Genomic DNA, 22,657 nt, shown 5'->3' on the forward strand with positions numbered 1-22,657 from the left:
GCCAAAATACTCTCCAACTTTACACTTTCCCGGCCCAAAAAGCGCGCGTAGCATGGTGCGCATGCGTTTTTTGTTCCTCCGCTGCGGCGCCCCGGACATTTCCATGCCCGCTGAGGCCCACGATCTCTCGGCCGTTCCTACCCGCAAAGAGCTCGCGCTTATCGACGCCTTCCTCAACCCCCTCCTCCCCACAGACCCCACTCCCTCGCTCGATGACATCGCCGCGCAGCCCGACGTCCGCCACCTCGGCGCCCCCGAACCTGCCCCACAGGCCCCGCACCTAATAGAGCCCGCCCGCATCGTCGTCGCCGGCTCCGACGCCGCCCTCTCGGCCGTGCTCACCCGCCTCATGCGCTCCGACCGCCTCTGGGCCGAGGTCGCCTTCATCCCCGTCCCCTCGGCCGCAGCCTCCACCCCGTCAGCGGCCGCGCAGAACTGGGGGATTCCCACCTCCCCGGCCGAGGCCCTCGATTTCGCCCGCACCGTCCCGGTCCGCCCTGCGCCGCTCATCCGCAACGATTCCGGCCTCGCCGTCGCGGGCTCCGCCACCATCTCAGACGCCGCAAATGGCTCATTCACCGGCGAAGTCATCATCGATGACCACACGCTCGCCGCCACTTCCCCCAAAACCTTCGGCGCACGCCTCGTCCCGATGACCGATGCCCCCGGCATCCTCGCCGCCCGCGCCACTTCCCCCGTCGAGTCCCAGGGCCGCCTCCGCTCGCTGCTGCGCAAGCCCGGCCAGCTCGCCCCTGAATCCGTACGCACCGGCCGCGCCGTCCAGGCCGGCGGCCCACAGCTGCGCGTCATCGTCGATTCGGTCCCCCACAAGCGGCCGGTGACCCGTGTGACCTTCTACCGCCACCTACGCGATCTCCAGATCGTCCGCCCTTAGCCCCGCGCGACGACTTCAGTCCTCGCGCCCCCACACCTCCGGCGGATAGGCCGGATGCTGCGACGTCGGCACGAGGTGCGCCACGGCCGACTCACGCGAGAGCCCGCACACCATCAGCATATCGACCACAATGGAGCGCGTCTGGCCCAAAATCATATAGGCCGATAACGTGCCGTCCTTGTCGATGATGTCTAGCCCGGCGCGCCCGCCCACGATGCGCAGCCGCTGCACGAGGTCCGGAATCTCAATCGCTTCGTCGTGCCCATGCTGTTTGCCTTGGCCGTAGAGCTCGCTGATGGCGAGCATGATTTCAGAAAGCTCATCGAGCAATTCCACCTGCGCGTCTGAAACCTTGTCGCGGTCCTCCGTCAGGCCTAATGCCTGGCGGGAGAGCACGCGCACGCCGCGCACCGCGTTATCTACCGGCATGAGGATGCGCTCCAGCGAGCGAATGCTGCGCCGCGATGCCCACAACAGTGGCGAGACCTCCGAGGCCTCCCTGCCCGATTGCGCCGCACTCAGCAGGGTATTCACGCTGTCTTGCGTACCGCGCACCGCCTCGCGCGCATCTCGGATAACGGCGGGGTCTTGCTGGCGGATGCCGTACGTGACGTCGGCAAGAATGCTCGAGGCAATCTTGAGCACCTTCGATACCTCGCGCCGCGCCTCCACCAACGGGGAATTGGGAATCAACGCGATGGTTATCAGGCCAATGCCTGAGCCAATCATCGCGTCGATCGCGCGGTGCAGGCCACCCGGGCCCTGCGTGGGTGGAAAAATCGTCGCAATCAAAATCGCGCCAAAGACAATCTGGTTAGTAATCAGCGGCGACTTGGTCAAAAACGAGCCCACCACCAGGCCCGCGCCCACGATGAAGAAAATCTGGAACGGCCCCTGCCCCACAATCTGAAAGAGCAAGTCGCCTACGGCCACGCCGATGATGCCGCCAATCGACATCTCCAGCGCCTTCTTCATCCTGTCCCCACCGGACATCCCTAAAATGATGACCGCGGAAATCGGCGCAAAGAACGGCTGCGGGTGCCCCACCACATCGCCGGCCACCCAGTACGCGAGCGCCGCACCAATGGTCGCCTGCACAATATAAACAAACCGCGAACGGATGCGGTTTACCCGCGAGAGCACCGAGCGGTCAATCACCCGCAGCTTTTGCCGCGTTGAGACTCTTTCCTTCGCTTCCGACATGCCTTCCAGCATAGAAGACCGCCCCTACCATCGCCGCTGTCCCCGCGCATCTCGGCCGCCGGCTAACTTGTGGACAGCTCTTGCCGACGCCCCTTCTCCCCCCCACCCATCCACAATTTCCCCCTCCCCGGCCGCGCACCGCTTGTTCAGCCCTCGCATGCCTTTTAGCTTCGGCCGTGTGAACACCGAATTTCTCTTGCTATGCCGCCGCGGCGTCGACCTCGTCGCCGAATTTCGGGGCTGCTCCGAAGACTCGCTTCTCGAAGCCGGAGCCAGTCCCCTTCTGGCTGCCCAACTCGCCCGCCTGCAGCACGTCTACTTCGGCCGCACGTCGAATACCCGCAAGCAACGCCACGCCCGCGAGGCCGCCCGCAGCCGCGGCCATGACCTCACCACGCTCGATAGCATCGAGTCTTATACTCGCCGCGTGCGCGATACCAACCGCGCTTGGGACCTGCGCCTAACGCTCTGCCGCACCGAGGCCCGCCTGATTCCCTCCGTGGCCAAGAAGCTACTCAAGCAGATCAATCCGCCCCGCCGCCCGGAGCCCGGCGTGCGCTATACCCGCCGCCCCGACGGCCCACACACCATCTCTATTACGGCCGATCCCACCGATATCGCCGATATCAAGGGCGTGCTCTCCTCCGTCAACAAAGACGATCCCCTCGCCGCCGCCAAGAAGGTGCTCCTCGAGGGCAATCCCGGCGCGCTGCCGGCCGTGCATACCAACGTCATCCTCACCCTAGACCAGCTCGACCGCATCGTCGCCGCGCCTTCCGACGCCTCCGATATCACCCTCCAGCTCACCAACGGCGCCCGCATGACCGGCGCACAGCTGGTTGCCCGCGCTCTCGCCCAGCGCGGCTACGTCAGCCTCGTTCACCCCGAGCACGGCCCGGTAAACCTGTATCGCACCGAACGCATGGCCACGTGGAAACAACGCATGCTCGCCGCGGCCGAGCACCCCGTGTGCGCGTGGCCGGGCTGCACTACGCCTGCCGACGACGCCCAAGTCCACCACCTCACCGCCTGGTCCACCGGCGGGCCCACAAACCAAGAAAATCTGGTCACCTTGTGCGCGCACCACAACGCCGCCAACCAAGATGACCCCTCCCGCCCCACAGAACGCGGCCGCATGGTGCGCGTCAATGGCCGCATCGCCTGGGTGCCGCCGTGGAGCAATACCCCACGGTTCGTCCCCAGCCCCGCCCGGCCACCGAATCCCCACACATAGCCACCCAGCCCTTAGCCCCCGGCCCCACCACCCACCAGCGCCGCCCGCCAGCGCCGCCCGCCAGCGGCTCCTACCAACGGCGCCCGCCAGCGCCGCCCGCGAAATCCCGACCCTGGCCGAAGACATGAAAAAGCCGCCTCCCACGCGGGGGAAGCGGCCAGTTCGGCGTGCCTACTTAAGGGGCTGCCGCAGCTTAGAAACTTTACTTGGAGAGGGACTTGCCCACAGAGTGCAGGTCCTGGCAAGACTCGATGACGCGCTCGGACATGCCCTGCTCTGCCTTCTTCAGGTAGGAGCGTGGGTCATAAACCTTCTTGTTGCCAACCTCGCCGTCAATCTTGAAGACGCCATCGTAGTTTTCCATCATGTGGCGAGCAACCGGGTTGGTAAAGGCATACTGGGTATCGGTATCCACGTTCATCTTGATGACGCCGTAGCGAAGTGCCTCTTCAATCTTTTCCTTCTCGGAGCCGGAGCCACCGTGGAATACGAAGTCGAAGGCGTACTCGTCCTCACCCAGGCCGAGCTTCTTCTGTGCAACCTTCTGGCCCTCCAGCAGGACCTCTGGGCGCAGCTTCACGTTGCCTGGCTTGTAGACGCCGTGAACGTTGCCGAAGGTAGCGGCCAGCATGTAGCGGCCCTTCTCACCGGTGCCCAGGGCATCGATGGTCTTTTCAAAGTCCTCCGGGGAGGTGTACAGGTTAGCGCCTGCCTTAGCCTGAACGCCGTCCTCTTCGCCACCGACGACGCCAATCTCAGCCTCGAGGATGACGTGAGCGTTCTTAGCCTTTTCCAGCAGTTCCTGTGCGATGACCAGGTTCTCGTCGATTGGAATAGCGGAGCCGTCCCACATGTGGGACTGGAACAGCGGGTTCTCGCCGCGGTCGACGCGCTCCTGAGAGATAGCCAGCAACGGGCGGACGTACTCATCGAGTACCTCCTTCTGGCAGTGGTCGGTGTGCAGCGCGATATTGACGCCGTAGTGCTTCGCGGCCTCATGAGCGAATGCGGCCAATGCCTGAGCACCCTTGACCTTGTCCTTCAGTGCCAGGCCGGAACCGAAGGCTGCGCCGCCGGTAGAGAACTGGATGATGCCGTCGGACTCGGCCTCCGCAAAGCCCTTCAGAGCTGCGTTAATGGTCTCAGAAGAGGTGCAGTTGATAGCTGGGAACGCGAAGCCATTCTTCTTCGCGGTATCCAGCATCTCGTTATAGACCTCAGGGGTTGCAATTGGCATGAATTTCCATCCTTAAAAGTGGGTTTGTGGTCAAACACGTTCCAGCACCCAAGTATGCCCGTTTCACGGAATTTCTGCCGCAAAAACTCTGTGACATTTTCAACCCATCTATGCGCGCCGCACAACTGGCCCGCCCCAGCGGACTATTTAGATAGATGTCGCGTCACGCGAGCGCAGGCCTCCATCAGCATCCATCCGGAAAGTTGCACGGACAAATCGCGCTCGTCCACGCGGATGATGCCTACCTTCTCACTCATGGTGCGCCGGCCGAAGCCGTAGTTATGCGGCAGGCGCGCATCGGACAACCAATCAGAGCCGAAGATCGGCAGACCATCAACCTCTAAGCGGTGCTCCCACACCGATTCGGCCGAGGCCATCACCATGCGCGCGGCCAGCTTCTTCGTGGCGCGGTTGGCGGGAGAATCGCCGGGCAGGCGCACGGCGACGTCGGCAAGATAGCGCATCAAAATGCCTTTAAACAGGCCACCGTCACCATCGCCGGTCTCCCAGTCCACCACGCCCGAGGGGGTAGCCATGCCCGAAGCCACGGTCTGCACCAGGCCGCGGATGCGGATAATGTAGTCCATCATCTCGGACGCCAGCTCGGCCTCGTGTACGCTGTCGATTTGCTCCAAATCACCGATACCGGCCTTTTCTCGCAGCGCCAGCACAATTTCCAAGCACGCACCTAGGACCACGCCTTGGCAGTAGGGGTGGATGTTTTTTACCACCTCAGGGCCGTCCATGCGCATGCGGACGCCGTCCATGATGTAGCCGTCGTCATCAAGCAGGTGATCGTAGATCCAGTCGATGATGTGGCGCGCTTCCTCAATGCGCCCCATCCGCGCCAACATGATGGCGCCCGGGCCATTGGAGGGCACGTTCATGAAATTCTCGCCGAGGCGCCACGGCAGCACGCCGAGCGATTCATCGAGTCCTTCGTGGATATTGCGCTGCAGCTCCGCCAAACGCTTCGGCGTCTTCGCCTTCTTTAGCTCCTCCACGCGGCCGAAGGCCAAGGCGAGCCACCCCTTGTCATCGTAGTATTTATTCTTCGTCAGCTGCGTCAGGTTGCGGATACGAATACCCCGCATGGTGTCGAAGATGCGCTGTCGGCGCACCTTGGTGTTATTGCGCAGCGCCGCATCAACGAGGCAATCCAAATAATGGGCCTGCCACCAATAGTGCCAATGGATGAAGAGTTTTTCTTTCGTGGTAGGCGGCCAGCTCACCACCGCAAGATTGGTGCGCGGCAGGCCCCACACAGGGTGCGCGTGGCGCTCATTGATGGCGGCTTCTGCGAGTTCGGCGCGGTGGGCCCATTTTTCTTCCACGATTCCTCTATCACTCCAGTTACGCGGGTGGATATAGCTAGTGTAACGATCTTCCTACCAAGAATCGGCCAGATCAGCGTGCTGGCGAATCCAGGCGTGCATGGCGATTCCGGCCGCGACGCCTGCGTTGATGGAACGGGTGGAGCCGAACTGGGCGATGGAGCAGGTCATCACGGCGGCGTCCTGGGCCGCTTGTGTCACGCCGGGACCTTCTTGGCCGAAAAGTAGAAGGCTGCGCTCGGGCAGCTCGGCCGTTTCCAGGGGCACGCAACCGGGGGTGTTGTCGATGGCGACGACGGTCAGCCCCTCCTCGGCCGCCCACGCAATAAGCTTCTCGACGCTCTCATGGTGCATCAAGTGCTGGTACCTATCCGTCACCATTGCCCCACGCCGATTCCACCGCCGGCGGCCGACGATGTGCACTGTATCGACGGCGAATGCGTTGGCGGTACGCACGACGGTGCCAATATTGGCATCGTTTTCAAAGTTCTCGATAGCGATGTGCAGGCTATGCCGGCGCTTATCGATGTCCTTTTTGATCGCTTCCCTGCTCCAGTAGCGGTAGGCATCGACGACGTTGCGACGGTCGCCTTCAGCGAGCAGCTCTGGGTCGTATTTCTCGGCCTCTGGCCCTTGCGGCAGCGGACCTTCCCACGGTCCTACGCCATGGCGGCCCTCGTTCCACTCGGTCGGGCCCTTGGCCTCGTCTGCGTTAGGCAAGGTCAAGGTCGCCCAGGCCCAGCAGGGAGCGGTATTCAAGGCCTTCTGCGGCGATGACGTCGCCGGCACCAGTCTCGCGGTCTACGACGGTCGCCACGCCAACGACCTCGGCGCCAGCCTCGCGCAGCGCAGCCACGGCGGTCAGCGGGGAGTTACCGGTGGTCGTGGTGTCTTCTACGACAAGGACCTTCTTTCCTTCCACGTCCGTGCCCTCGATGCGGCGCTGCATGCCGTGCTTCTTGGCTTCTTTGCGCACGACGAAGGCGTCGATATCGCGGCCGTCGGCATGCATGATGGAAGTAGCAACAGGGTCAGCGCCGAGCGTTAGGCCACCGACGGCCGCGAAATCCCAATCGGCGGTCAACTCGCGAAGCAGCGCACCGATGAGGCGGGAGGCCTCGTGGTGCAAGGTAGCGCGGCGCAGATCCACGTAGTAGTTAGCTTCCTTGCCCGAGGACAGGGTCACCTTGCCGTGGACTACGGCCAGTTCCTTGACTAGCTCGGCAAGGCGGGCCTTCTTCTCGGCATCCAGGTTCTGGGCATTCGCGGTGTGCGCATTGGTGTTGTGAGAATCCACAGTCATCTGCTCCTTGTCGTGGTTCGTGCGCGGCGGTTCGCGCGTGGTGGCAGGCCTCCAGTATCGGTCTCTAGGCTACTCTTCCCGGCGCGGGTCCGATTCCTCGGCTGCACGGGAATCGGCCGCGCCGGGGGCGGGCCCACTAGTGGAATCGTCGGAGGGGCCGTCGAAGATGGAGGCAGCGCGGAACTGCTGGCGCGGCAGGCGGGCGGTATGAGAATCGGGGGTGGGGCGCTCGCGGCCGTCGGCAATAGCGTCTACTTCGTCGCCGCCTAGCGCGCTGTGTTCGACCGGGCCGCGAGTTTCGGAGTACGCCCGGGACGGCATGTGCAAAGGCTCTTCCGGCCGCTGGATGACGGGACGCTCAAACACGGGTGCACCGGCAGCCGGCGCACCGCCGACAGCTTCCGCGATGGGCTGGGCGGGAATCTCGCGAGCTGGATCCAATTCCTCTAGTCGCACCACGTGGGTGGCCGAGGAGCGCGGTGGCAAGACACGGGCGGCGTCTGCCAATAACGCAAGCGGCGGTAGCATCGCTTCCCATTCCGCGGAGCGCGCCTGCTTTGTAGTCTGTGCTAGCACCCACTCAGTTTCCATCCACAGTGCGGTGACCGCTTCGGGCATTTGCTGCAGGGCGACGTGAACACGCTCGTCTACCATGCGCTCGGTAACAGCACTATCCGAGGAATACACATCAAACCCCTCAAGAGTCATGGCTAAATGCAGATCCTCGGAGGCCTTCGTGTCTTCGCGGTCGAAGCGACGGAAGTCCACCACCATGTCTGAGGCCGCTCCGGTGCGCATCGCCATGACGTTGACGCCATCAATATCCATCAACAGCATCTCGTGGCCATACACGTTTCCCGCGACAATGTCTTTTGGCGCCGCACCGGTAGAGGCCACTCCCCTCGTCCATTCATCTACGAGGTAAGGATCGGACTTCATAAATTCGAAGCCTTTTGCTTCTGCCCAACTGCGGCGCTCGCGACGCAACGTTCCCGGCAGAATCGGCCGATGGCGGGTGTGCGGCTTGGAGGGCGCGCGGTTCTCGCTCGCGGTCTCCTGGCTCGGATTGTGGCTTCGCTCGTGCTTCGGCTCGTTGCTCGGCTCCTGGTCTGGTCCGCGCTCAGGGGTTGGCTCAGGGTCTTGCTGGGTTTCAGACTCCGGTGCGGACTCTGGTGCGGCTTCGGCATGGGACTCGGGAGCTGGGGCAGCTGGCGAAGACGCTAGGTGGGCTGGGTCGACAGCGGGGGCATCGCTAGAGGTCGAGTCAACGGGAGCGGCATCGGAAGAAGCAGGCTCGGCGGACTCGGTGGACTCGGTCCTGAGCTCAGGCTCGGGGGAAGCGGCGTCGACAGGCGCGGCGTCTGCGGGAGTGGTGTCCGCGGGCGCGGTGTCTGCAGGCGTGGCGTCAGCGGGCGTCGGGTCCGTGTCGGCGGAGAGTGTAGGGGCGGAGGTGCGCTGTTTGCCGTCGTAAAGCAGCAAGGCACCGCCGACAATGCCGAGAAGTAGCGCCAAAGCAAGGATTAGAAAAGCCATCACCCCACGATAGTAGTAGGAACAAACAAGCCCTCAGCGCTCGGCGCGCGGAGGCGGGAGGCTGAGGGCGAGGGGTGAGCGTGGGCGATTAGCCGTTGACGGTAAGGCGGTCGCCGCGCTCGACAGGGTTCTTAGGGTTAGCGGACCACTGCGACCAGCCGCCGACATAGTGGCGCAGGCCGGTGAAGCCGGCGTCGTGCATGGCGGCGAGGGCGAGGGCGGAGTGGTTGCCAGAGCCGGAGTAGATGATGGCGCCTTGGACATTGTCGGGGGTTAGTCCGGCGTCGAAAAGAACTTCGCGGATTTCACCCGCAGACTTCCAGGTGCGCAGGCCGTCGTTGTGGAAGAGGCGCTCCGGCACATTGACGGCGCCGGGGATATGACCGGCCTTAAGGTCGAGGTTTTCGCGGCGGCCGGCAAAGCGGTTGCGGGTGCGGGTATCGATGAGCAGGCCATCGTGACTGCGCACGTCATCAATGGTGGCCACCGGCATCTGGCCGGGGTTTACCGTGGCGCTGGCGCCCACGGCGAAGTTGCCGGGGCCGGTCAGCGTCGTATAGCCCAGGTGGCGCCAATTGGCCAAGCCGCCGTCGAGGATGCGGACGTTGTCCAAGCCGGCCCAGCGCAAGGTCCACCACGCACGGCCGGCGAATAGGCCGCGCCCCTCGTCATAGACCACGACGGGGCGGTCCTCACGGATTCCCCACTGGCGGAAGTGCTCCTGCAGCTTATCCGGATCCGGCAGCGGGTTGCGGCCTACCTGTGAACCGGGGAGACCGGCGAAGGAATTAGCGGTATCGCTAAACAGTGCCGTAGGAATATGCAAGGAAGTGAACTGGTTATAGCTCTGACGCAGCTGTGGCTGCCAGTGGGTGGCCAAGAGGGTAAATCGTTCGCCGTGATAAATGGATTCGCGGAGTTCTTGTGGGGAGACCAAAATGCTCATGCCCCGAGTCTAGGGGCATGAGCAGGATTTGGCGCGGCGGGCGGTACGCGGCCGACTAGAGGGCGGCGATGTCTAGCTCGGCACCGCCATCTGCGACGTCCACGTGGACAGTGTCGCCATCGACGATATCGCCGGCCAACAGCTTCTTGGCGAGCTTGTCACCAATGGCCTGCTGGATGGTACGGCGCAGCGGGCGGGCACCATAGGCTGGGTCGTAGCCGCGCTCGGCCAGCCAGGACTTGGCAGAATCCGAGACTTGCAAGGTCAGGCGGCGGGCGTCGAGGCGCTCGGCCAAGCCACGCAGCTGGATATCGACAATGCCGCGTAGGAGCTCCTCAGAAAGGGGCTCAAACATGACCACGTCATCGAGACGGTTGATGAATTCAGGCTTGAAGGCCTTCTTCACCGCATCCATGGTTTCTTCCCGGGTGCCGCCGGCGCCCAAGTTGGAGGTCAAGATGATGACGGTATTGCGGAAGTCGACGGTGCGTCCCTGGCCGTCGGTAAGCCGTCCCTCATCCAAGACCTGTAGGAGGACGTCGAAGACATCGGGGTGGGCCTTTTCTACCTCGTCGAAAAGCACGAGCGTGTAGGGGCGACGGCGCACGGCCTCGGTGAGCTGTCCGCCGGCCTCATGGCCGACGTATCCCGGAGGAGCACCAACGAGGCGGGAAACGGAGTGCTTCTCCCCGTACTCGGACATATCGATGCGAACCATCGCGGATTCATCGTCGAAGAGGAAGTCCGCCAGGGCCTTCGCAAGCTCGGTCTTGCCCACGCCGGTAGGACCGAGGAAGAGGAAAGAACCGGTGGGGCGGTTCGGATCGGCCACTCCCGCACGGGAACGGCGCACAGCATCCGATACCGCGGTAACGGCTTCCTTCTGTCCCACCACGCGCTTGCCCAGCACGGATTCCATATTGAGCAGCTTTTCTGTCTCGCCCTGCAGCATCTTGCCGGCCGGAATGCCGGTCCAAGCGGAGACGACCTCAGCGATGGTGTCTGGGCTTACTTCCTCATCGAGCATGGTATTGCGCTGCTCGGTGGCCTTAACTTCGGCGGCCGCAAGATCCTTTTCCAGCGGCGGAATCTTGCCGTAGTTAATCTCAGAGGCGAGTGCGAGGTCGCCATCACGCTCGGCGATTTCTGCTTGTCGGCGCAGGTCATCGAGTTCTTCCTTGATGTTTTGCACATCATCGATGGCCTTCTTCTCATTAGCCCAGCGGGCCTTGAGCTCGCCGAGCTTCTCGCGCTGGTCCGCAAGCTCACCTTGCAGGGTGGCCAGGCGGTCTTGAGAAGCAGCGTCCGATTCCTTCTTCAGCGCGAGCTCTTCAATCTCCATGCGGCGGACGATGCGCTCGAGCTCGTCGATTTCCTGCGGGGAGGAATCGATCTCCATGCGCAGGCGGGAACCTGCTTCGTCGACAAGGTCAATGGCCTTATCCGGCAGGAAGCGGTTGGTGATGTAGCGATTGGACAGCTCGGCGGCCGAAACCAACGCGGAGTCCATAATGCGCACGCCGTGATGCACCTCGTAGCGCTCCTTCAGGCCACGCAGAATACCGATGGTGTCCTCCACGGAGGGCTCGGCAGCATAGACCTGCTGGAAGCGGCGCTCCAGAGCGGCGTCCTTTTCGATGTACTTGCGGTACTCGTCCAAGGTAGTGGCGCCTACGAGGCGCAGCTCGCCACGGGCCAGCATGGGTTTGATCATATTGCCGGCGTCCATAGAGCCGTCACCGGTAGCACCGGCGCCGACGATGGTGTGCAGCTCGTCGATGAAGGTGATGATCTCGCCCTCAGAGGACTTAATCTCATCGAGCACGGCCTTTAAGCGCTCCTCGAATTCACCGCGGTACTTAGCGCCAGCGACCATGGAACCCAAGTCCAGGCTGATGAGGGTCTTGCCCTTGAGAGACTCGGGGACATCGCCAGCCACGATGCGGCGGGCCAAGCCTTCCACGATGGCGGTCTTGCCCACGCCGGGCTCGCCAATGAGTACCGGGTTATTCTTCGTGCGCCGGCTGAGCACCTGGACCACGCGGCGAATTTCCTGATCACGGCCGATGACCGGGTCGATCTTGCCTTCGCGGGCGCGAGCAGTGAGGTCAGTGGCGTACTTTTCCAAAGCCTGGAATTGGTCCTCCGGATTCTCGGAGGTTACCTTGGCAGCACCGCGCACGGAAGGGAAAGCGCCCTTGATGGCGTCATAAGTAGCACCGCGGCCGGTAAGCAGCTCGGCGGCATCGGTCTTGGAGGCGGCGATGGCAGCCAGCAGAACCTCGGTGGAAACGAATTCATCACCAAGCTCACCGGCCAGTTCCTGCGACTGCGTTAGGACGTTGAGGCCGTCGCGGTTAAATTGCGGGTTGGCCATATTGGCGCCCTCGGCCTTGGGATAAGAATCAACAAGCTCGCGGGCTTCCTTGAGCACAGTATCCGGATCTACGCCGGTGGCCTTAAGAACCGGAGCGGCGATTCCGCCGTCCTGGCTGAGAATTGCCGCCAGCAGGTGAGCCGGGCGGATATCCGGGTTTCCATTAGAAGAGGCGGTTTGCAGGGCGTCCTGCAAGGCCTCTTGTGTTTTAGTGGTGGGGTTAAATGAGTTCATGTGTGCGTTGCTCCTTCTAAGATTTATTCACCCACTGTAGGGCTTCACTTAGTACAACGCACCCAGAGTTGAGCCTATTCCACTCAACCTAAATATTTTTGAGCGTAGGTCGCTCAACTTTGCACAGGGTGATTAAACCTGCTTGAACTCCTCGTTTTCATGGCCAAGAATCTGCAAGCCATGGGCGATGGCAAAGAAGGACACGGTTACCACCTGGATAAAAAGCGCCCACTTGAGATCTTCATTAAAGCTCTTGAAATCGCCGATGCTGCACAGATGGGCAATGCCATTGGCCCCTGCCCACACGGCCAAAGTGCTGATATAAACCAGCTGGTCGGTGGGAGTAATTCCCATCTCGATGACAAACTTGCGGAGCAGATCCATCATGATGGCGAAGTTCTTGGTCATGCCCTCATGCGAGCTACCATCACCATTGTGCGGAACTACAGAACCGCTGGCCAGCGCAATAATGGAGCTGAAACGCTCTGGGTACATCATCGCGTAGTTAAAGTAGGCGGCCGCAACAATCTGCAGGCGGTCTACCGTGGGGGTGTCATCCGGAAGCTCGGCGAGGCAGGCCTCAAAGATCTTCGCCATCTCTGTGGTGGTGAGAGTTTCTGCCACCTCACGCAGCGCGAAGTCATTGTCCACAATGGTGGTCAGGAAGTCTTTGGAGGTACCAAGCTTTTCGGCCACGTGGTCAAAGAAGCGACGGTCGACGCCGTTGCGACCAGCAACGCGCAGCGCGGCCTCAATAATGACCTTCTTGGCTTCCTCCGGGTCCATTTGCTCGAGGTTATCCGGGGCTACGAAGGGCTTTTCACGTTCGCTACCCATGACCTTTTCTACAATGCCGCGGGCATCGTTCATAATGGGGCGGCGCTGCGGGATCTGCTTATTTTTAAACCAATATTGCAGGGCATCAACCACGAGGCGATCCACCTGCTTCAGGTTAGCGGCGCGAATAACGGCATGCTGCAGGCGCAAGATGCCCACCACACTCAGGTGGCCCATGCCATGGATGAGCGACCAGAGGGCCAAAGTAATGCGGCCGATTTCCAGGGGCGAGATATCTCCGTCTGCCGCTACGACGGCACCCTGCTCTTCGGCAAAGCGCTTGACGACGTTCAGCGCCATGTCCGCACCCGGCGTGCCCGACTTTTCCCCCTTGGCAAATTGGCAGACCCGCTCCTCATCCATGGCATCGTACCGTTCGAAAAGGTAGTGGTAGATGTCGGGCTCGTCTTGCGCGTAGGCAAAGTAGGCCTCCGCCAACTGCATGAGGACATCGCCGCCAGAGTTACCCTCTGGCAGGTGACGTGCAGCCTCCACCATGTATTCAGACATGCGGCAATCCAAAAAATCTGGGATTTCCGCAAGCATGGCAGCACCGCTGCTAAATTCCTCAGAAACCGCCTCCGGCGAGAGGCCAGCCTGGTCTGCCACAGATTCCACGGTAACGGCCTGCTCGCCTTCGCAACCCGCTACATAAACAGCGGCTTCCAGGATAATCACCCGCCTGGAAGCCCCATCCAACTGGTACATCTATTTCCTCATCACGCCAGAGATTGACACCAGCTGATTCTAACAAATTTTAAGGTTTAGGGATAGTCCCAATCGATTGCACTTTTCAAGTATTTTTACCCTCACCGATGTTGACGGTGGTAGCGGGACCGATAGGCCATGGTCACGACCGCAGCCGCGTCCACCCGCCTCGCACTGGGAACCATTTTCTAAGTTTTGGTGCGCCCAATCTCATAGTTTTTTAAGGTAGCGATGCGGGAGGGGGGGACGTCGGCAAGCGCGGCTATTCCTGCCTTTGTCCTACATGGCCAATACCCTCTTGGAAGATGGTGCCGCGCGGTGGCATAAGACGCATGGATTTAAAGGCGATATAGACGCCGATGGAAATCGCCAAGGAAATGGCGCCGAAAATGCCGGTAAACCCGTACATGACGGCCATTGGCGCGATGATGGTCCACGAGATTTCAAAGGGTCCGAAGCCGATATAGGCCATGCCATATTCAGACAGGGTGCCGGACTTGAGCTTGGGATCCACGATCTTCAGGATGGCAATGCCGGTCGCCACGGTGGCGGTGGCCCAACCCCAGCCAAAGATGCCGCGCTCAATCCAGCGCTCACCAAAGAACTCGGCCGGGAACCACAGCAAGAAGAACACACAGAAGATGGTGCCGAGGATAAAGAGGAGAAGAAGCGCCTGCCAGTAGGAAGCAATGGCGGCCGGAACGATGGCGGCCACGCCGAAGGCAATGAGGTAGTCCGTGGCTGCTCCGGAGATGGAGGAAATGGAGTCCTTATCTAGGTAGTCCTCGGCGCCCACGAAGTTCATAAGCGCGCGGAAGAATAGTCCCACCACCATGGACATGGCAAAGAGCGGCACGGAGACATTCTCCCAGATGCTGCTCAAACCCTGGTTGATGCCGTAGGCAGTCATCACGGTCAGGATGATGAAGCCGAAGTGCAGTGCGAGCGGCTCGATGGACGAGGGATTGGTGGTAGCGCGGCCGAGCGACGGACGATCATCAATGTTTTTGATGTAGCCGCGGCGCAGCTCTTCCGGCAGCTCCTTGGGCACGTGGGAAACCTTGCCCTTGCGGATGCCCCAGTTGCCGGCGATAACGCCGCCAATGATTGCGGCCAGCGTGCCGACGGTCGCCGAGGTAAAGCCCAGCGAGGATGCCGCATCAGCGCCTACACCTTCGAGCGCGCCACCCACGGCCGCGGCGGTACCAAAGCCGCCGGTAAAGCCAACGGGCAGCATCATGCCGAACCAATTTGGGGTATCAAATAGCGGCGCAAAGAGGAAAAGACCCAGCACGATGAACAGGCCCCACTGGCCGGTAAACATCATGGTGGAGTAGCCCCACATATTGCGCGCACCCTTGCCCATATTTCCGCCTACTTCCATGGAGTAGGCCATAGACGCAAAGACCACCGCGATGAGGATGGAGGTGTAGTCACCCAAGTTATCGGAGAAGTTAATCCAACCCAGCACGTTTGGACCAACCAGCAAGCCGATGAGGCCGGCGGTAATCGGGGCAGGTAGCAACAGGTCCTGGAAGATGAACTTCACTTGGTGACGCAGGACATTGCCGATGACCATGAGCAAAGAAATCCAGCCCACATCCAGCATGAGCGTATAAGCGGAAAAATCTTCCATGGAGACCCTTTCTAGCTGTGCAATTATGGCGGCTTGCCCCCGTTAGAGGGCAGACGGATAGGGAATACAATACCTTCCACTAAGTGATCCACAACATAGGCTCCCGTTTTCACCCCCACTACAGCTTTCAGTATGTAGCTCGACCTCCGGTGCGGCACCGACTATTAGGATGATGAGACATGTGGGAATTGGGCGAGCATTTTCGAAATTACGCGAACGAGTACCGCGATGCGGTGCACGAGCATTTCTTTAACGCGGTGCCCGAATCCCGGCAGATATTCGCCCTGTCTATGCGCGATACCCATACCTCTCTGGTCCCCGCGCTGGCGTGGGTGATTGAACGTACGGAGCCGGGACAGCCCCTGCTTTCCGAAGTCTCTACAAAACTCACCCAACTCGCCCGCGATCACCGCCGGCATGGGTTTCCGGCCGAGATTTATTCTCGTTTTGAAGAATCCCTAGTAGCGGGCCTGCGGGTCCTGGCACTGACGCAGTATCAGTACGATTTCGCCCGCGATGTCATCCACCGCGTATGCACGACGATGGCCGAGGCTGCCGGGGAATCTGATGCCGCCGGCGAAGCACCGGCGCACTCGGCGCAAGTGGTTGCTGTAGACCACCCCACCCGTGATACTTCTATTATTCGCGTGGAAGCCGGCTTAGCCGTGCCCTATCAACCGGGACAGCACTTTCCCGTGACCACGCAGTACTTGCCCGGTCAATGGCGCATGCTTACTCCCGCGCAGCCTAGCGACGGAACCGGCCAGTTAGTCTTCCATGTCTCCACCGCGGGCGAGGCATCTCGCTCTCTCGCGCACGCGCAGCCCGGTGATTGGTGGACGCTTGGCCAGCCCGCTGGTGGAATAAGCCTCCACAACGCGGGCGCAGAAGAGCTAATTATCATTGCCTACGGCACCGGATGGGCCACGGCCCGCTGCGCGGCGCTCGCCGCGCTGGACGACGGCGACCACAATCACGTACCGCGCATCTTTGCCGTAGCGGGCAGCCCCGGTGCCCACTATGACACCTACTTCCAGCAAAATCTGGCAGCGCTAGGAGTCCGAGTGCGCCGCATCGTGCGGGAAGAAAGGGACCCGTGGTTGCTCAACGCCCGCGAATTGGCCCCCGGTGCCGATTATGTGGTCTCCGGAGAGCCGACCGATGTAGTAGTCAACGAGGTGGAGTTATCCACAGGCACTCCCCCGCGCTTCCTGCTCGTCGGCCCCGCCGAAGAGGTTGCGGAAGGTAAACAAGAGTTGGTTAAGAAGGGCTTGAACAAGCAGCAGATCGATGTCCTTAGCTGGGGCCGCGACGGGCGCTGGCAGCCGGAAGATTACGCAGCACTCGCCTAGTCCGCAGGGGTCACGACCGGCAAGGTGCGACGGGTTTTCGCTACCTCATTCGGATCGATCTCGGCATAGAGGATGTCATCTTCGTAGCCAGCCTCGGCCACGCGCACCCCGTTCGGATCAACGATGGTGGAATGACCAATGCCCGTCGGGCCGGAGGGATTGCCCGCTTCTGCGTCACCGCCTGGGCGCGATTGGCCGGCCGCCACAATGTAGCTGGTGGAATCCAAGGCACGCGCGGCCGTAAGCAGGCGCCACTGCTCCAGCTTGCCAGGGCCGTCTGCCCAGCTGGTAGGCACCACAATAAGTTGTGCGCCCTGGCTAGCTAGCTCCTTGAACTGCTCCGGGAAGCGAATGTCATAGCAGGTGGCCGCGCCCACTACAAGGTCATCAACATCAAAGGCAACCAGCGATTCGCCGGCCAAGACAGTATCCGATTCGTGGTAATCGAAGGCGTCATAGGTATGAATCTTGTCGTACCCACCTAACACGCCAGGCCCTGCAATAAGCGCTGTATTGCTAACCCGATTGATGGTCTTGCCATCGCGCTCAACGGTATCGGCGGGGCAAAACATGCCGGCTACGACGGTAACCTCGAGTTCTTCCGCCAGAGCTTGGATTGCCGTGGCAAACGGACCTTCGAGTGATTGCGCCTGCTCATCAAGACGCCCGGAGCGGAAATTCTGTGACGTGGCCTCTGGCAGCACGATAAGTCGCGCCCCATTTCCAGCGGCTTCACGGATCTTAGTTAGGGCTATCTCTTGGTTTTCGGTGATATTTCCGGTGGATGTTAACTGCACTGCTGCTACCTTCATGCCTCCCAAAGTAATGAAGCGGAACCGAGTTATCCACAGGCTGCCTCTGTGCCCATAGCGCCGAACTGCGATGTCCATCAGGCTAAAGGGCATGAACTATGTAGAAATTCCCACGCACTTACCCGATTATGTCCGTTCCCTGCTCTCACGGCCTCCGCTGCCATCGCCGACGGCCGCGCTCGATACCGCCTGCAGAACCGCGGACGCGCTGGGGCGAGCCCGGTCTGCTTGGTCCAGCGCCGTGTCCGCAACTGAGGATGCCACGGCCGAGCAATTGCGCTCTGTCGCGGACTTCCTCAGCACCGCCGCCGGGGTGGATTCCCGGCTAGGCCAAACCCTAGGAGCTGCTCGATGACCCTTTCTGCGGCTTTAAGAAATAGCGCTAGCCAACTGCGCACAGAACGCTCTGAACTGAATCTTCGTTTTATAGATTCGCACCATGATTGGCTTGATCTATCGCTGGGAGGGCCTGCTGGCGACGCCGCTCGGACCAGCTTGGCAGGCTATACCGACTGGCTGGCACCGTCGTTGCATCAGATGGAGCATGTTGCCGCCACCCTTGACCGCCACGCCAACCTGCAGGCCCGCCGTGAGGAACTAGAAGACCGCATCATCGCATTCCTAGGCCAGATAGACGAGCGCAATGTCGCGGCGGCCCGCGCCGCTGGGCTCCTATTAAATCAGGTACGAGCATTGGGCGATTCCCTCGATTGGCTCTGTTCCCAAGAAATTGATGCCCTGTGTACGCCTGCTGGTGTTTCTCCTCCCGTCCGGTTTGAAGAATTTTCCGATCTACCTGTGGACACCATTCACGAGATTAACCTAGCCCAAGCCAACGAGCACGTGGCTCAGCTGGCCACGAAAAACCCAGATATGAAGGTATTAGAAGCAAGTGACGGACGGCTGGTTGCCATGGTGGATCCAGGCGAATTCCGGACCACGCCGGCATCGCTCACCACATTTGTCGAAGGAGTTCACTCCTCCGATCCAGAAACCTGGCAGCGCGCGGTGGACCGGGGCCGCAACTTAGCTAAAGCCAGCGGTGGGCCGGCCGTGGTGTGGTTAGGCTACCAGGCGCCATCTTCCCTGCCTCGGGCGATTCATGCTGATCCCGCGCGCACCGCCGGCTCGGAGCTCGTCCGGTTTCAGCGCGCGCTTGGTGCGCGTTATCCGCAGGCCAAGCGCACCGTAGTGGGATATTCCTATGGTTCAGTAGTCACCGGGCACGCCGCTAAGGAGGACAAGATTGCTGATGACGTAGTGCTCGTCGGCAGCCCCGGAACCGGCGCTAGCCACTCCTCAGAACTCCATGGCCGCATCTGGGCAGCTACCAACGCGCACGACCCCATCGCCATTGCGACGGGGCCGCACGGCGGCATCCATGGCCCCGATCCCACCACGGATGCCTTTGGTGCCACTCCCCTTCCCGGCGCAGATGGCCTCCCTGGTGACCACGGCACCTATTGGGAGGACCCACGGTTCCTGCGCGGCCTAGGCCAAGTGGCACGGGCGCGCTAGGCCGCACGACATTGTGGAACCGCCTGCACAGATTTACCCGCGGGAGGTGTTTTAGAACAGGCCGGCCGGCTGTTCCGAGTAGGAGACCAACATATTCTTAGTCTCCTGATAGTGGCCCAGCATCATCAAGTGGTTCTCACGGCCAAGGCCGGATTCCTTGTAGCCGCCGAAGGCGCTGTGCGCCGGGTAGTCATGGTAGTGGTTTACCCATACGCGGCCGGCCTGAATATCGCGGCCGGCGCGGTAGCAAATGTTTTGACTACGCGACCATACGCCTGCACCGAGGCCAAAGTTAGTAGCGTTAGCGATGGCAATCGCGTCGTCATAATCTTTGAACGTGGCTACAGAGAGTACTGGGCCGAAGATCTCCTCCTGGAAGATGCGCATGTCATTATTGCCCTTAAACACGGTGGGCTCAATGTAGTAGCCCTTTTCCAAGCCTTCTACCTTGTTCACGTGGCCACCGATGAGGGTCTCCGCGCCTTCCTGCGGGCCGATCTCCAGGTATTGCTTAATCTTGTCCATCTGCTCCTCGGAAGCCTGCGCGCCCATCATGGTTTCCGTATCAAGTGGGTGACCGATCTTGATCTTCTTCACGCGCTCAATGGCCAGCTCCAAGAATTTATCCGCAATGTCCTCGTGCACCAGGGCGCGGGATGGACAGGTGCAGACCTCACCTTGGTTGAGGGCGAACATAACGAAGCCTTCAACGCACTTTTCCAGGTAGGAATCATCTTCATCCATGATGTCTTTGAAGAAGATAGATGGGGATTTACCACCCAGTTCCAGGGTGACGGGGATGACCTTGTCTGCGGCGGCTTTGTTGATGATCTTGCCCACTGGAGTAGAGCCGGTGAAGGCAATCTTGGCAATGCGGTCCGAGCCGGAGAGTGCCGCGCCTGCCTCCTCACCTAGTCCGTTGACGATATTGAGCACGCCAGCAGGAAGGAGGTCACCGATAATATCCATGAGAAGCAGGATTGAGGCAGGGGTTTGCTCCGCTGGCTTCATAACAATGCAGTTACCTGCAGCCAGTGCGGGCGCGATCTTCCAAGCGGCCATGAGCAACGGGAAGTTCCACGGGATAATCTGGCCCACTACTCCGAGCGGCTCATGGTAGTGGTAGGCCACGGTGTCCTGGTTGAGCTGGGATAGGCGGCCTTCTTGGGCGCGGATGGCGCCGGCGAAGTAGCGGAAGTGATCTACGGCGAGCGGAATATCGGCGGCAAGGGTTTCGCGCACAGCCTTACCGTTCTCCCAGGTTTCAGCGACCGCGATCTTTTCCAGATTTTCCTCGATGCGGTCCGCTATGCGGTGCAGGAGCAATGCGCGCTCGGCTGGAGTGGTTTTGCCGAAGGTCTCGAAGGCTTTTTCCGCGGCGTCGATAGCCAGGTTGATATCGGCTTCTTTGCCGCGAGCTACTTGGCAGAATACCTCGCCGTTGACCGGACTGATGTTGTCCATATATTCGCCGTCGACGGGTGCTACCCACTGGCCGCCAATGTAGTTGTCATAGCGTTCGCGGTAATCGACGATGGAGCCTTCGGTTCCCGGAGCTGCGTACAGGGTCATGGTGCGTGTCCTTTCCTGGAGAATACGAGGATCATCGGTGGTACATGACACTCGTTATAGTTTATGTGCCATAGGTCACCTTTGTGTTGAATATACTAACCCCAAACTTTGCAACGCGCACTGATTGCAGCTATCCCCTTTGCAAGCCTTAACATCACACCGTCACTGTGCAGGCAGAAGAAAACCCCGCAGCCAGCGGCGACGCTGGCTGCGGGGCGGGATGTACTCGTCTGCAGAGTAAGAATTAGTCCTGACCGTTACCACGGCCGCGGGCGCGTTTACGCTCGCGCGCGGTACGCGGACTCCACATCACCACGGAGGTAGACCGAGGGACATGGACAAGTTCGCCGCTGCGCTGCGGGCGGCGCCCGGCGGCCTGTTCGCGCAGGGTCCGAACCTCTTCAGCTAGGGCGTCGCGCTCGGCTTCAAGGCGATCGCGTTCCTCGGTCAGCTCGATGATGGACTTGATTCCGGCAAGATTGACGCCATCGTCTTGGGATAGCGCTTGAATCTTGCGCAGCAGCTCGATATCGCGGTCGGAGTAGCGGCGGCCGCCGCCACGGGTGCGAGCCGGGGAAACCAAGCCCATGCGGTCATAGGTTCGCAGGGTCTGGGCGTGCATTCCGGATAGTTCCGCGGCCACGGAAATCACATATACCGCGGTGCCGGAATCTTCTGCCTTTCCAGTGCTCATTCCTTAACACACCTCCTACCCTAAGCCTTCTCGGCGCCGGCCCAACCCGCACGCGGGTTGAAACCGGAGTCCTTTTCCGCTTGAGCATAGGTACGCAGGGCACTGGAGGCGGCGGCATCGAGCTTGGTGGGCACGGTGACCTGAACGGTAACCAAAAGGTCACCGGAGTTGCCCCCGCGCTTGGCGATGCCCCTTCCGCGCACCCTCAGCGTTCGCCCATCCGGCGTGCCGGCGGGGATCTTCACGCGTACCGGGTTATCCAAGGTAGGAACTGCGATGGTATCGCCCAAGGCCAGCTCCGTGAAGGAGACCGGGACGGTAACGTGCAGGTCATCGCCTTCTCGAGTGAAGACCTTGTCCGGTTTGACGGTTACCGCCACGAAGAGGTCACCGGCTGGAGTGCCGTTCGGGCCGGCTTCGCCCTGACCAGCAAGGCGAACCTTTTGGCCGTCAATGACGCCGGCAGGGATGCGCACGGTGATATTGCGGGTGCGATGAACCGTGCCGGTACCGTGGCAGTCCTTGCACGGGTCCGTGATGCGGCGGCCGGTGCCATCGCAATCCTTGCAGGGGGCGGAAAAGCCGAAGGCGCCGCGGTTTTCAGAGGTAAAACCGGTGCCACTGCAGGTGCCACAGGTAGAGGTCTTGCCGGATGCAGAACCCGAGCCGTGGCACGTGGTACACGGAGCATTTCCGCTCAGCGCTAGGGGGATGGTGGTTCCCTTGGCGGCCTCGCGGAACTCGAGGGTTATTTCCGTTTCGACGTCGGCCCCCCGCGACGGTTTAGCTGAGTGGCCAGCACCACCGCCGCGGTTGAAAACGCTACCGAAGATATCCCCAACACCGCCGCCCTGAGCCGCTCCTCCAGCGGATCCTCCGAAGAGGTCCGAGAGGTCGAATTCTTGCGCACCTTGTCCACCCATGCGCGTGGATCGAAACCCGCCGGGAAATCCGGCGCCTCCCATCCGTCCAAAGCCCCCACCGTTACGGAGCATGGCCTTGAACTGGTCGTATTCCTTGCGCTCAGAGGCATCGGAAAGCACGTCGTAGGCTTCCGCCACCTTTTTGAACCTTTCCGCTGCTGCGGGGTCGTCGGGGTGGGTATCGGGGTGGTTTTCGCGTGCTAGCTTGCGGTAGGCACGCTTAATTTCATTCTGTTCTGCGGACGAGGAGACCCCCAGATCCGCATAATAATCTTTGTCTGCCCATTCGGGTTTAGCGCTCACTGGGCA

General features: G+C 61.1%; 19 protein-coding genes. 5 read left to right on the top strand and 14 right to left on the bottom strand.

Translation table 11 applies throughout. From position 1 onward, the window contains the following. Positions 1-61 precede the first annotated feature (61 nt). On the top strand, positions 62-895 hold the full coding sequence (locus ACP8J1_RS10610) for a hypothetical protein (RefSeq protein WP_034656001.1): 834 nt from the start codon (positions 62-64) through the stop codon (positions 893-895). 15 nt (positions 896-910) lie between these two features. On the opposite strand, the gene ACP8J1_RS10615 is transcribed toward ACP8J1_RS10610, so the two are convergent. After that, entirely contained in the window at positions 911-2,110 is a 1,200-nt protein-coding gene (locus ACP8J1_RS10615) for an FUSC family protein (protein WP_023019989.1), read from the bottom strand. A gap of 166 nt (positions 2,111-2,276) precedes the next feature. Here ACP8J1_RS10615 and ACP8J1_RS10620 point away from each other — a divergent pair, with 166 nt between their 5' ends. Beyond that, positions 2,277-3,332: an HNH endonuclease signature motif containing protein gene (locus ACP8J1_RS10620; protein WP_198010437.1), complete on the top strand. Its 1,056-nt coding sequence runs from the start codon at positions 2,277-2,279 to the stop codon at positions 3,330-3,332. A gap of 202 nt (positions 3,333-3,534) precedes the next feature. Here ACP8J1_RS10620 and fbaA read toward each other — a convergent pair whose 3' ends face one another. The 9 genes from fbaA to ACP8J1_RS10665 form a co-directional block, all read right to left on the bottom strand. After that, positions 3,535-4,569, bottom strand: coding sequence for a class II fructose-bisphosphate aldolase (gene fbaA, locus ACP8J1_RS10625; RefSeq protein WP_023019991.1), 1,035 nt, complete (start codon positions 4,567-4,569; stop codon positions 3,535-3,537). Positions 4,570-4,712: 143 nt separating this feature from the next. After that, positions 4,713-5,903, bottom strand: a complete 1,191-nt coding sequence (locus tag ACP8J1_RS10630) for a glycoside hydrolase family 76 protein (RefSeq protein WP_023027775.1) — start codon at positions 5,901-5,903, stop codon at positions 4,713-4,715. A 54-nt stretch (positions 5,904-5,957) separates the two neighbouring features. Further along, a complete protein-coding gene (locus ACP8J1_RS10635; protein ID WP_034656007.1) occupies positions 5,958-6,623 on the bottom strand; it encodes a TrmH family RNA methyltransferase in 666 nt (221 codons plus the stop codon). Next, positions 6,616-7,206, bottom strand: coding sequence for an orotate phosphoribosyltransferase (pyrE, locus tag ACP8J1_RS10640; RefSeq protein ID WP_051138304.1), 591 nt, complete (start codon positions 7,204-7,206; stop codon positions 6,616-6,618). The genes ACP8J1_RS10635 and pyrE overlap by 8 nt, the downstream gene beginning before the upstream one ends. A gap of 69 nt (positions 7,207-7,275) precedes the next feature. Then, the gene (locus tag ACP8J1_RS10645; RefSeq protein WP_023019995.1) at positions 7,276-8,739 is read right to left on the bottom strand and encodes a type III secretion system chaperone family protein; all 1,464 of its coding nucleotides are present in this window, start codon (positions 8,737-8,739) and stop codon (positions 7,276-7,278) included. An 88-nt stretch (positions 8,740-8,827) separates the two neighbouring features. After that, positions 8,828-9,685: a sulfurtransferase gene (locus ACP8J1_RS10650; protein WP_023019996.1), complete on the bottom strand. Its 858-nt coding sequence runs from the start codon at positions 9,683-9,685 to the stop codon at positions 8,828-8,830. Positions 9,686-9,740: 55 nt separating this feature from the next. After that, positions 9,741-12,296, bottom strand: coding sequence for an ATP-dependent chaperone ClpB (gene clpB / locus ACP8J1_RS10655; protein WP_023019997.1), 2,556 nt, complete (start codon positions 12,294-12,296; stop codon positions 9,741-9,743). Between the two features lie 132 nt (positions 12,297-12,428). Further along, positions 12,429-13,841, bottom strand: coding sequence for a TetR/AcrR family transcriptional regulator (locus ACP8J1_RS10660; RefSeq protein ID WP_023019998.1), 1,413 nt, complete (start codon positions 13,839-13,841; stop codon positions 12,429-12,431). Positions 13,842-14,103: 262 nt separating this feature from the next. After that, positions 14,104-15,477 (bottom strand): sodium/glutamate symporter, encoded by a 1,374-nt coding sequence (locus ACP8J1_RS10665; RefSeq protein WP_023019999.1) that lies wholly within the window; start codon positions 15,475-15,477, stop codon positions 14,104-14,106. 179 nt (positions 15,478-15,656) lie between these two features. On the opposite strand from ACP8J1_RS10665, the gene ACP8J1_RS10670 reads away from it, so the two are divergent. After that, entirely contained in the window at positions 15,657-16,829 is a 1,173-nt protein-coding gene (locus ACP8J1_RS10670; RefSeq protein WP_023020000.1) for an FAD-binding oxidoreductase, read from the top strand. Here the strand turns inward: ACP8J1_RS10670 and ACP8J1_RS10675 are convergent. After that, a complete protein-coding gene (locus ACP8J1_RS10675; protein ID WP_034655549.1) occupies positions 16,826-17,641 on the bottom strand; it encodes a carbon-nitrogen hydrolase family protein in 816 nt (271 codons plus the stop codon). The two genes, ACP8J1_RS10670 and ACP8J1_RS10675, sit on opposite strands and share 4 nt — an antisense overlap. A gap of 91 nt (positions 17,642-17,732) precedes the next feature. Here ACP8J1_RS10675 and ACP8J1_RS10680 point away from each other — a divergent pair, with 91 nt between their 5' ends. Together ACP8J1_RS10680 and ACP8J1_RS10685 are read left to right on the top strand one after the other, a co-directional pair. Further along, entirely contained in the window at positions 17,733-17,996 is a 264-nt protein-coding gene (locus ACP8J1_RS10680) for a hypothetical protein (protein ID WP_034656015.1), read from the top strand. Next, positions 17,993-19,159 carry an alpha/beta hydrolase gene (locus ACP8J1_RS10685; protein WP_023020002.1) on the top strand — a complete coding sequence of 389 codons (1,167 nt, stop codon included), beginning with the start codon at positions 17,993-17,995 and terminating at the stop codon, positions 19,157-19,159. Before ACP8J1_RS10680 ends, ACP8J1_RS10685 begins: the two co-directional genes overlap by 4 nt. A 51-nt stretch (positions 19,160-19,210) precedes the next feature. Here the strand turns inward: ACP8J1_RS10685 and exaC are convergent, their stop codons facing one another. The 3 genes from exaC to dnaJ all read right to left on the bottom strand — a co-directional run bounded on the left by exaC (position 19,211) and on the right by dnaJ (position 22,651). Next, positions 19,211-20,731 carry an acetaldehyde dehydrogenase ExaC gene (gene exaC, locus ACP8J1_RS10690; RefSeq protein WP_023020003.1) on the bottom strand — a complete coding sequence of 507 codons (1,521 nt, stop codon included), beginning with the start codon at positions 20,729-20,731 and terminating at the stop codon, positions 19,211-19,213. A 244-nt stretch (positions 20,732-20,975) separates the two neighbouring features. Beyond that, positions 20,976-21,425: a heat shock protein transcriptional repressor HspR gene (locus ACP8J1_RS10695; protein WP_023020004.1), complete on the bottom strand. Its 450-nt coding sequence runs from the start codon at positions 21,423-21,425 to the stop codon at positions 20,976-20,978. Between the two features lie 20 nt (positions 21,426-21,445). Further along, entirely contained in the window at positions 21,446-22,651 is a 1,206-nt protein-coding gene (gene dnaJ / locus ACP8J1_RS10700) for a molecular chaperone DnaJ (protein ID WP_023020005.1), read from the bottom strand. Between the last annotated feature and the right edge of the window lie 6 nt (positions 22,652-22,657).

This window comes from Corynebacterium sp. LaCa_205 (assembly GCF_057458085.1).

Bases quoted from the DNA above. Each gene is read 5' to 3' on its own strand.
- ACP8J1_RS10610 (WP_034656001.1), top strand. From the start codon at position 62: ATGCGTTTTTTGTTCCTCCGCTGCGGCGCCCCGGACATTTCCATGCCC.
- ACP8J1_RS10615 (WP_023019989.1), bottom strand. From the start codon at position 2,110: ATGCTGGAAGGCATGTCGGAAGCGAAGGAAAGAGTCTCAACGCGGCAA.
- fbaA (WP_023019991.1), bottom strand. From the start codon at position 4,569: ATGCCAATTGCAACCCCTGAGGTCTATAACGAGATGCTGGATACCGCG.
- pyrE (WP_051138304.1), bottom strand. From the start codon at position 7,206: ATGACTGTGGATTCTCACAACACCAATGCGCACACCGCGAATGCCCAG.
- ACP8J1_RS10645 (WP_023019995.1), bottom strand. From the start codon at position 8,739: ATGGCTTTTCTAATCCTTGCTTTGGCGCTACTTCTCGGCATTGTCGGC.
- ACP8J1_RS10650 (WP_023019996.1), bottom strand. From the start codon at position 9,685: ATGAGCATTTTGGTCTCCCCACAAGAACTCCGCGAATCCATTTATCAC.
- clpB (WP_023019997.1), bottom strand. From the start codon at position 12,296: ATGAACTCATTTAACCCCACCACTAAAACACAAGAGGCCTTGCAGGAC.
- ACP8J1_RS10660 (WP_023019998.1), bottom strand. From the start codon at position 13,841: ATGTACCAGTTGGATGGGGCTTCCAGGCGGGTGATTATCCTGGAAGCC.
- ACP8J1_RS10665 (WP_023019999.1), bottom strand. From the start codon at position 15,477: ATGGAAGATTTTTCCGCTTATACGCTCATGCTGGATGTGGGCTGGATT.
- ACP8J1_RS10670 (WP_023020000.1), top strand. From the start codon at position 15,657: ATGTGGGAATTGGGCGAGCATTTTCGAAATTACGCGAACGAGTACCGC.
- ACP8J1_RS10675 (WP_034655549.1), bottom strand. From the start codon at position 17,641: ATGAAGGTAGCAGCAGTGCAGTTAACATCCACCGGAAATATCACCGAA.
- ACP8J1_RS10680 (WP_034656015.1), top strand. From the start codon at position 17,733: ATGAACTATGTAGAAATTCCCACGCACTTACCCGATTATGTCCGTTCC.
- ACP8J1_RS10685 (WP_023020002.1), top strand. From the start codon at position 17,993: ATGACCCTTTCTGCGGCTTTAAGAAATAGCGCTAGCCAACTGCGCACA.
- exaC (WP_023020003.1), bottom strand. From the start codon at position 20,731: ATGACCCTGTACGCAGCTCCGGGAACCGAAGGCTCCATCGTCGATTAC.
- ACP8J1_RS10695 (WP_023020004.1), bottom strand. From the start codon at position 21,425: ATGAGCACTGGAAAGGCAGAAGATTCCGGCACCGCGGTATATGTGATT.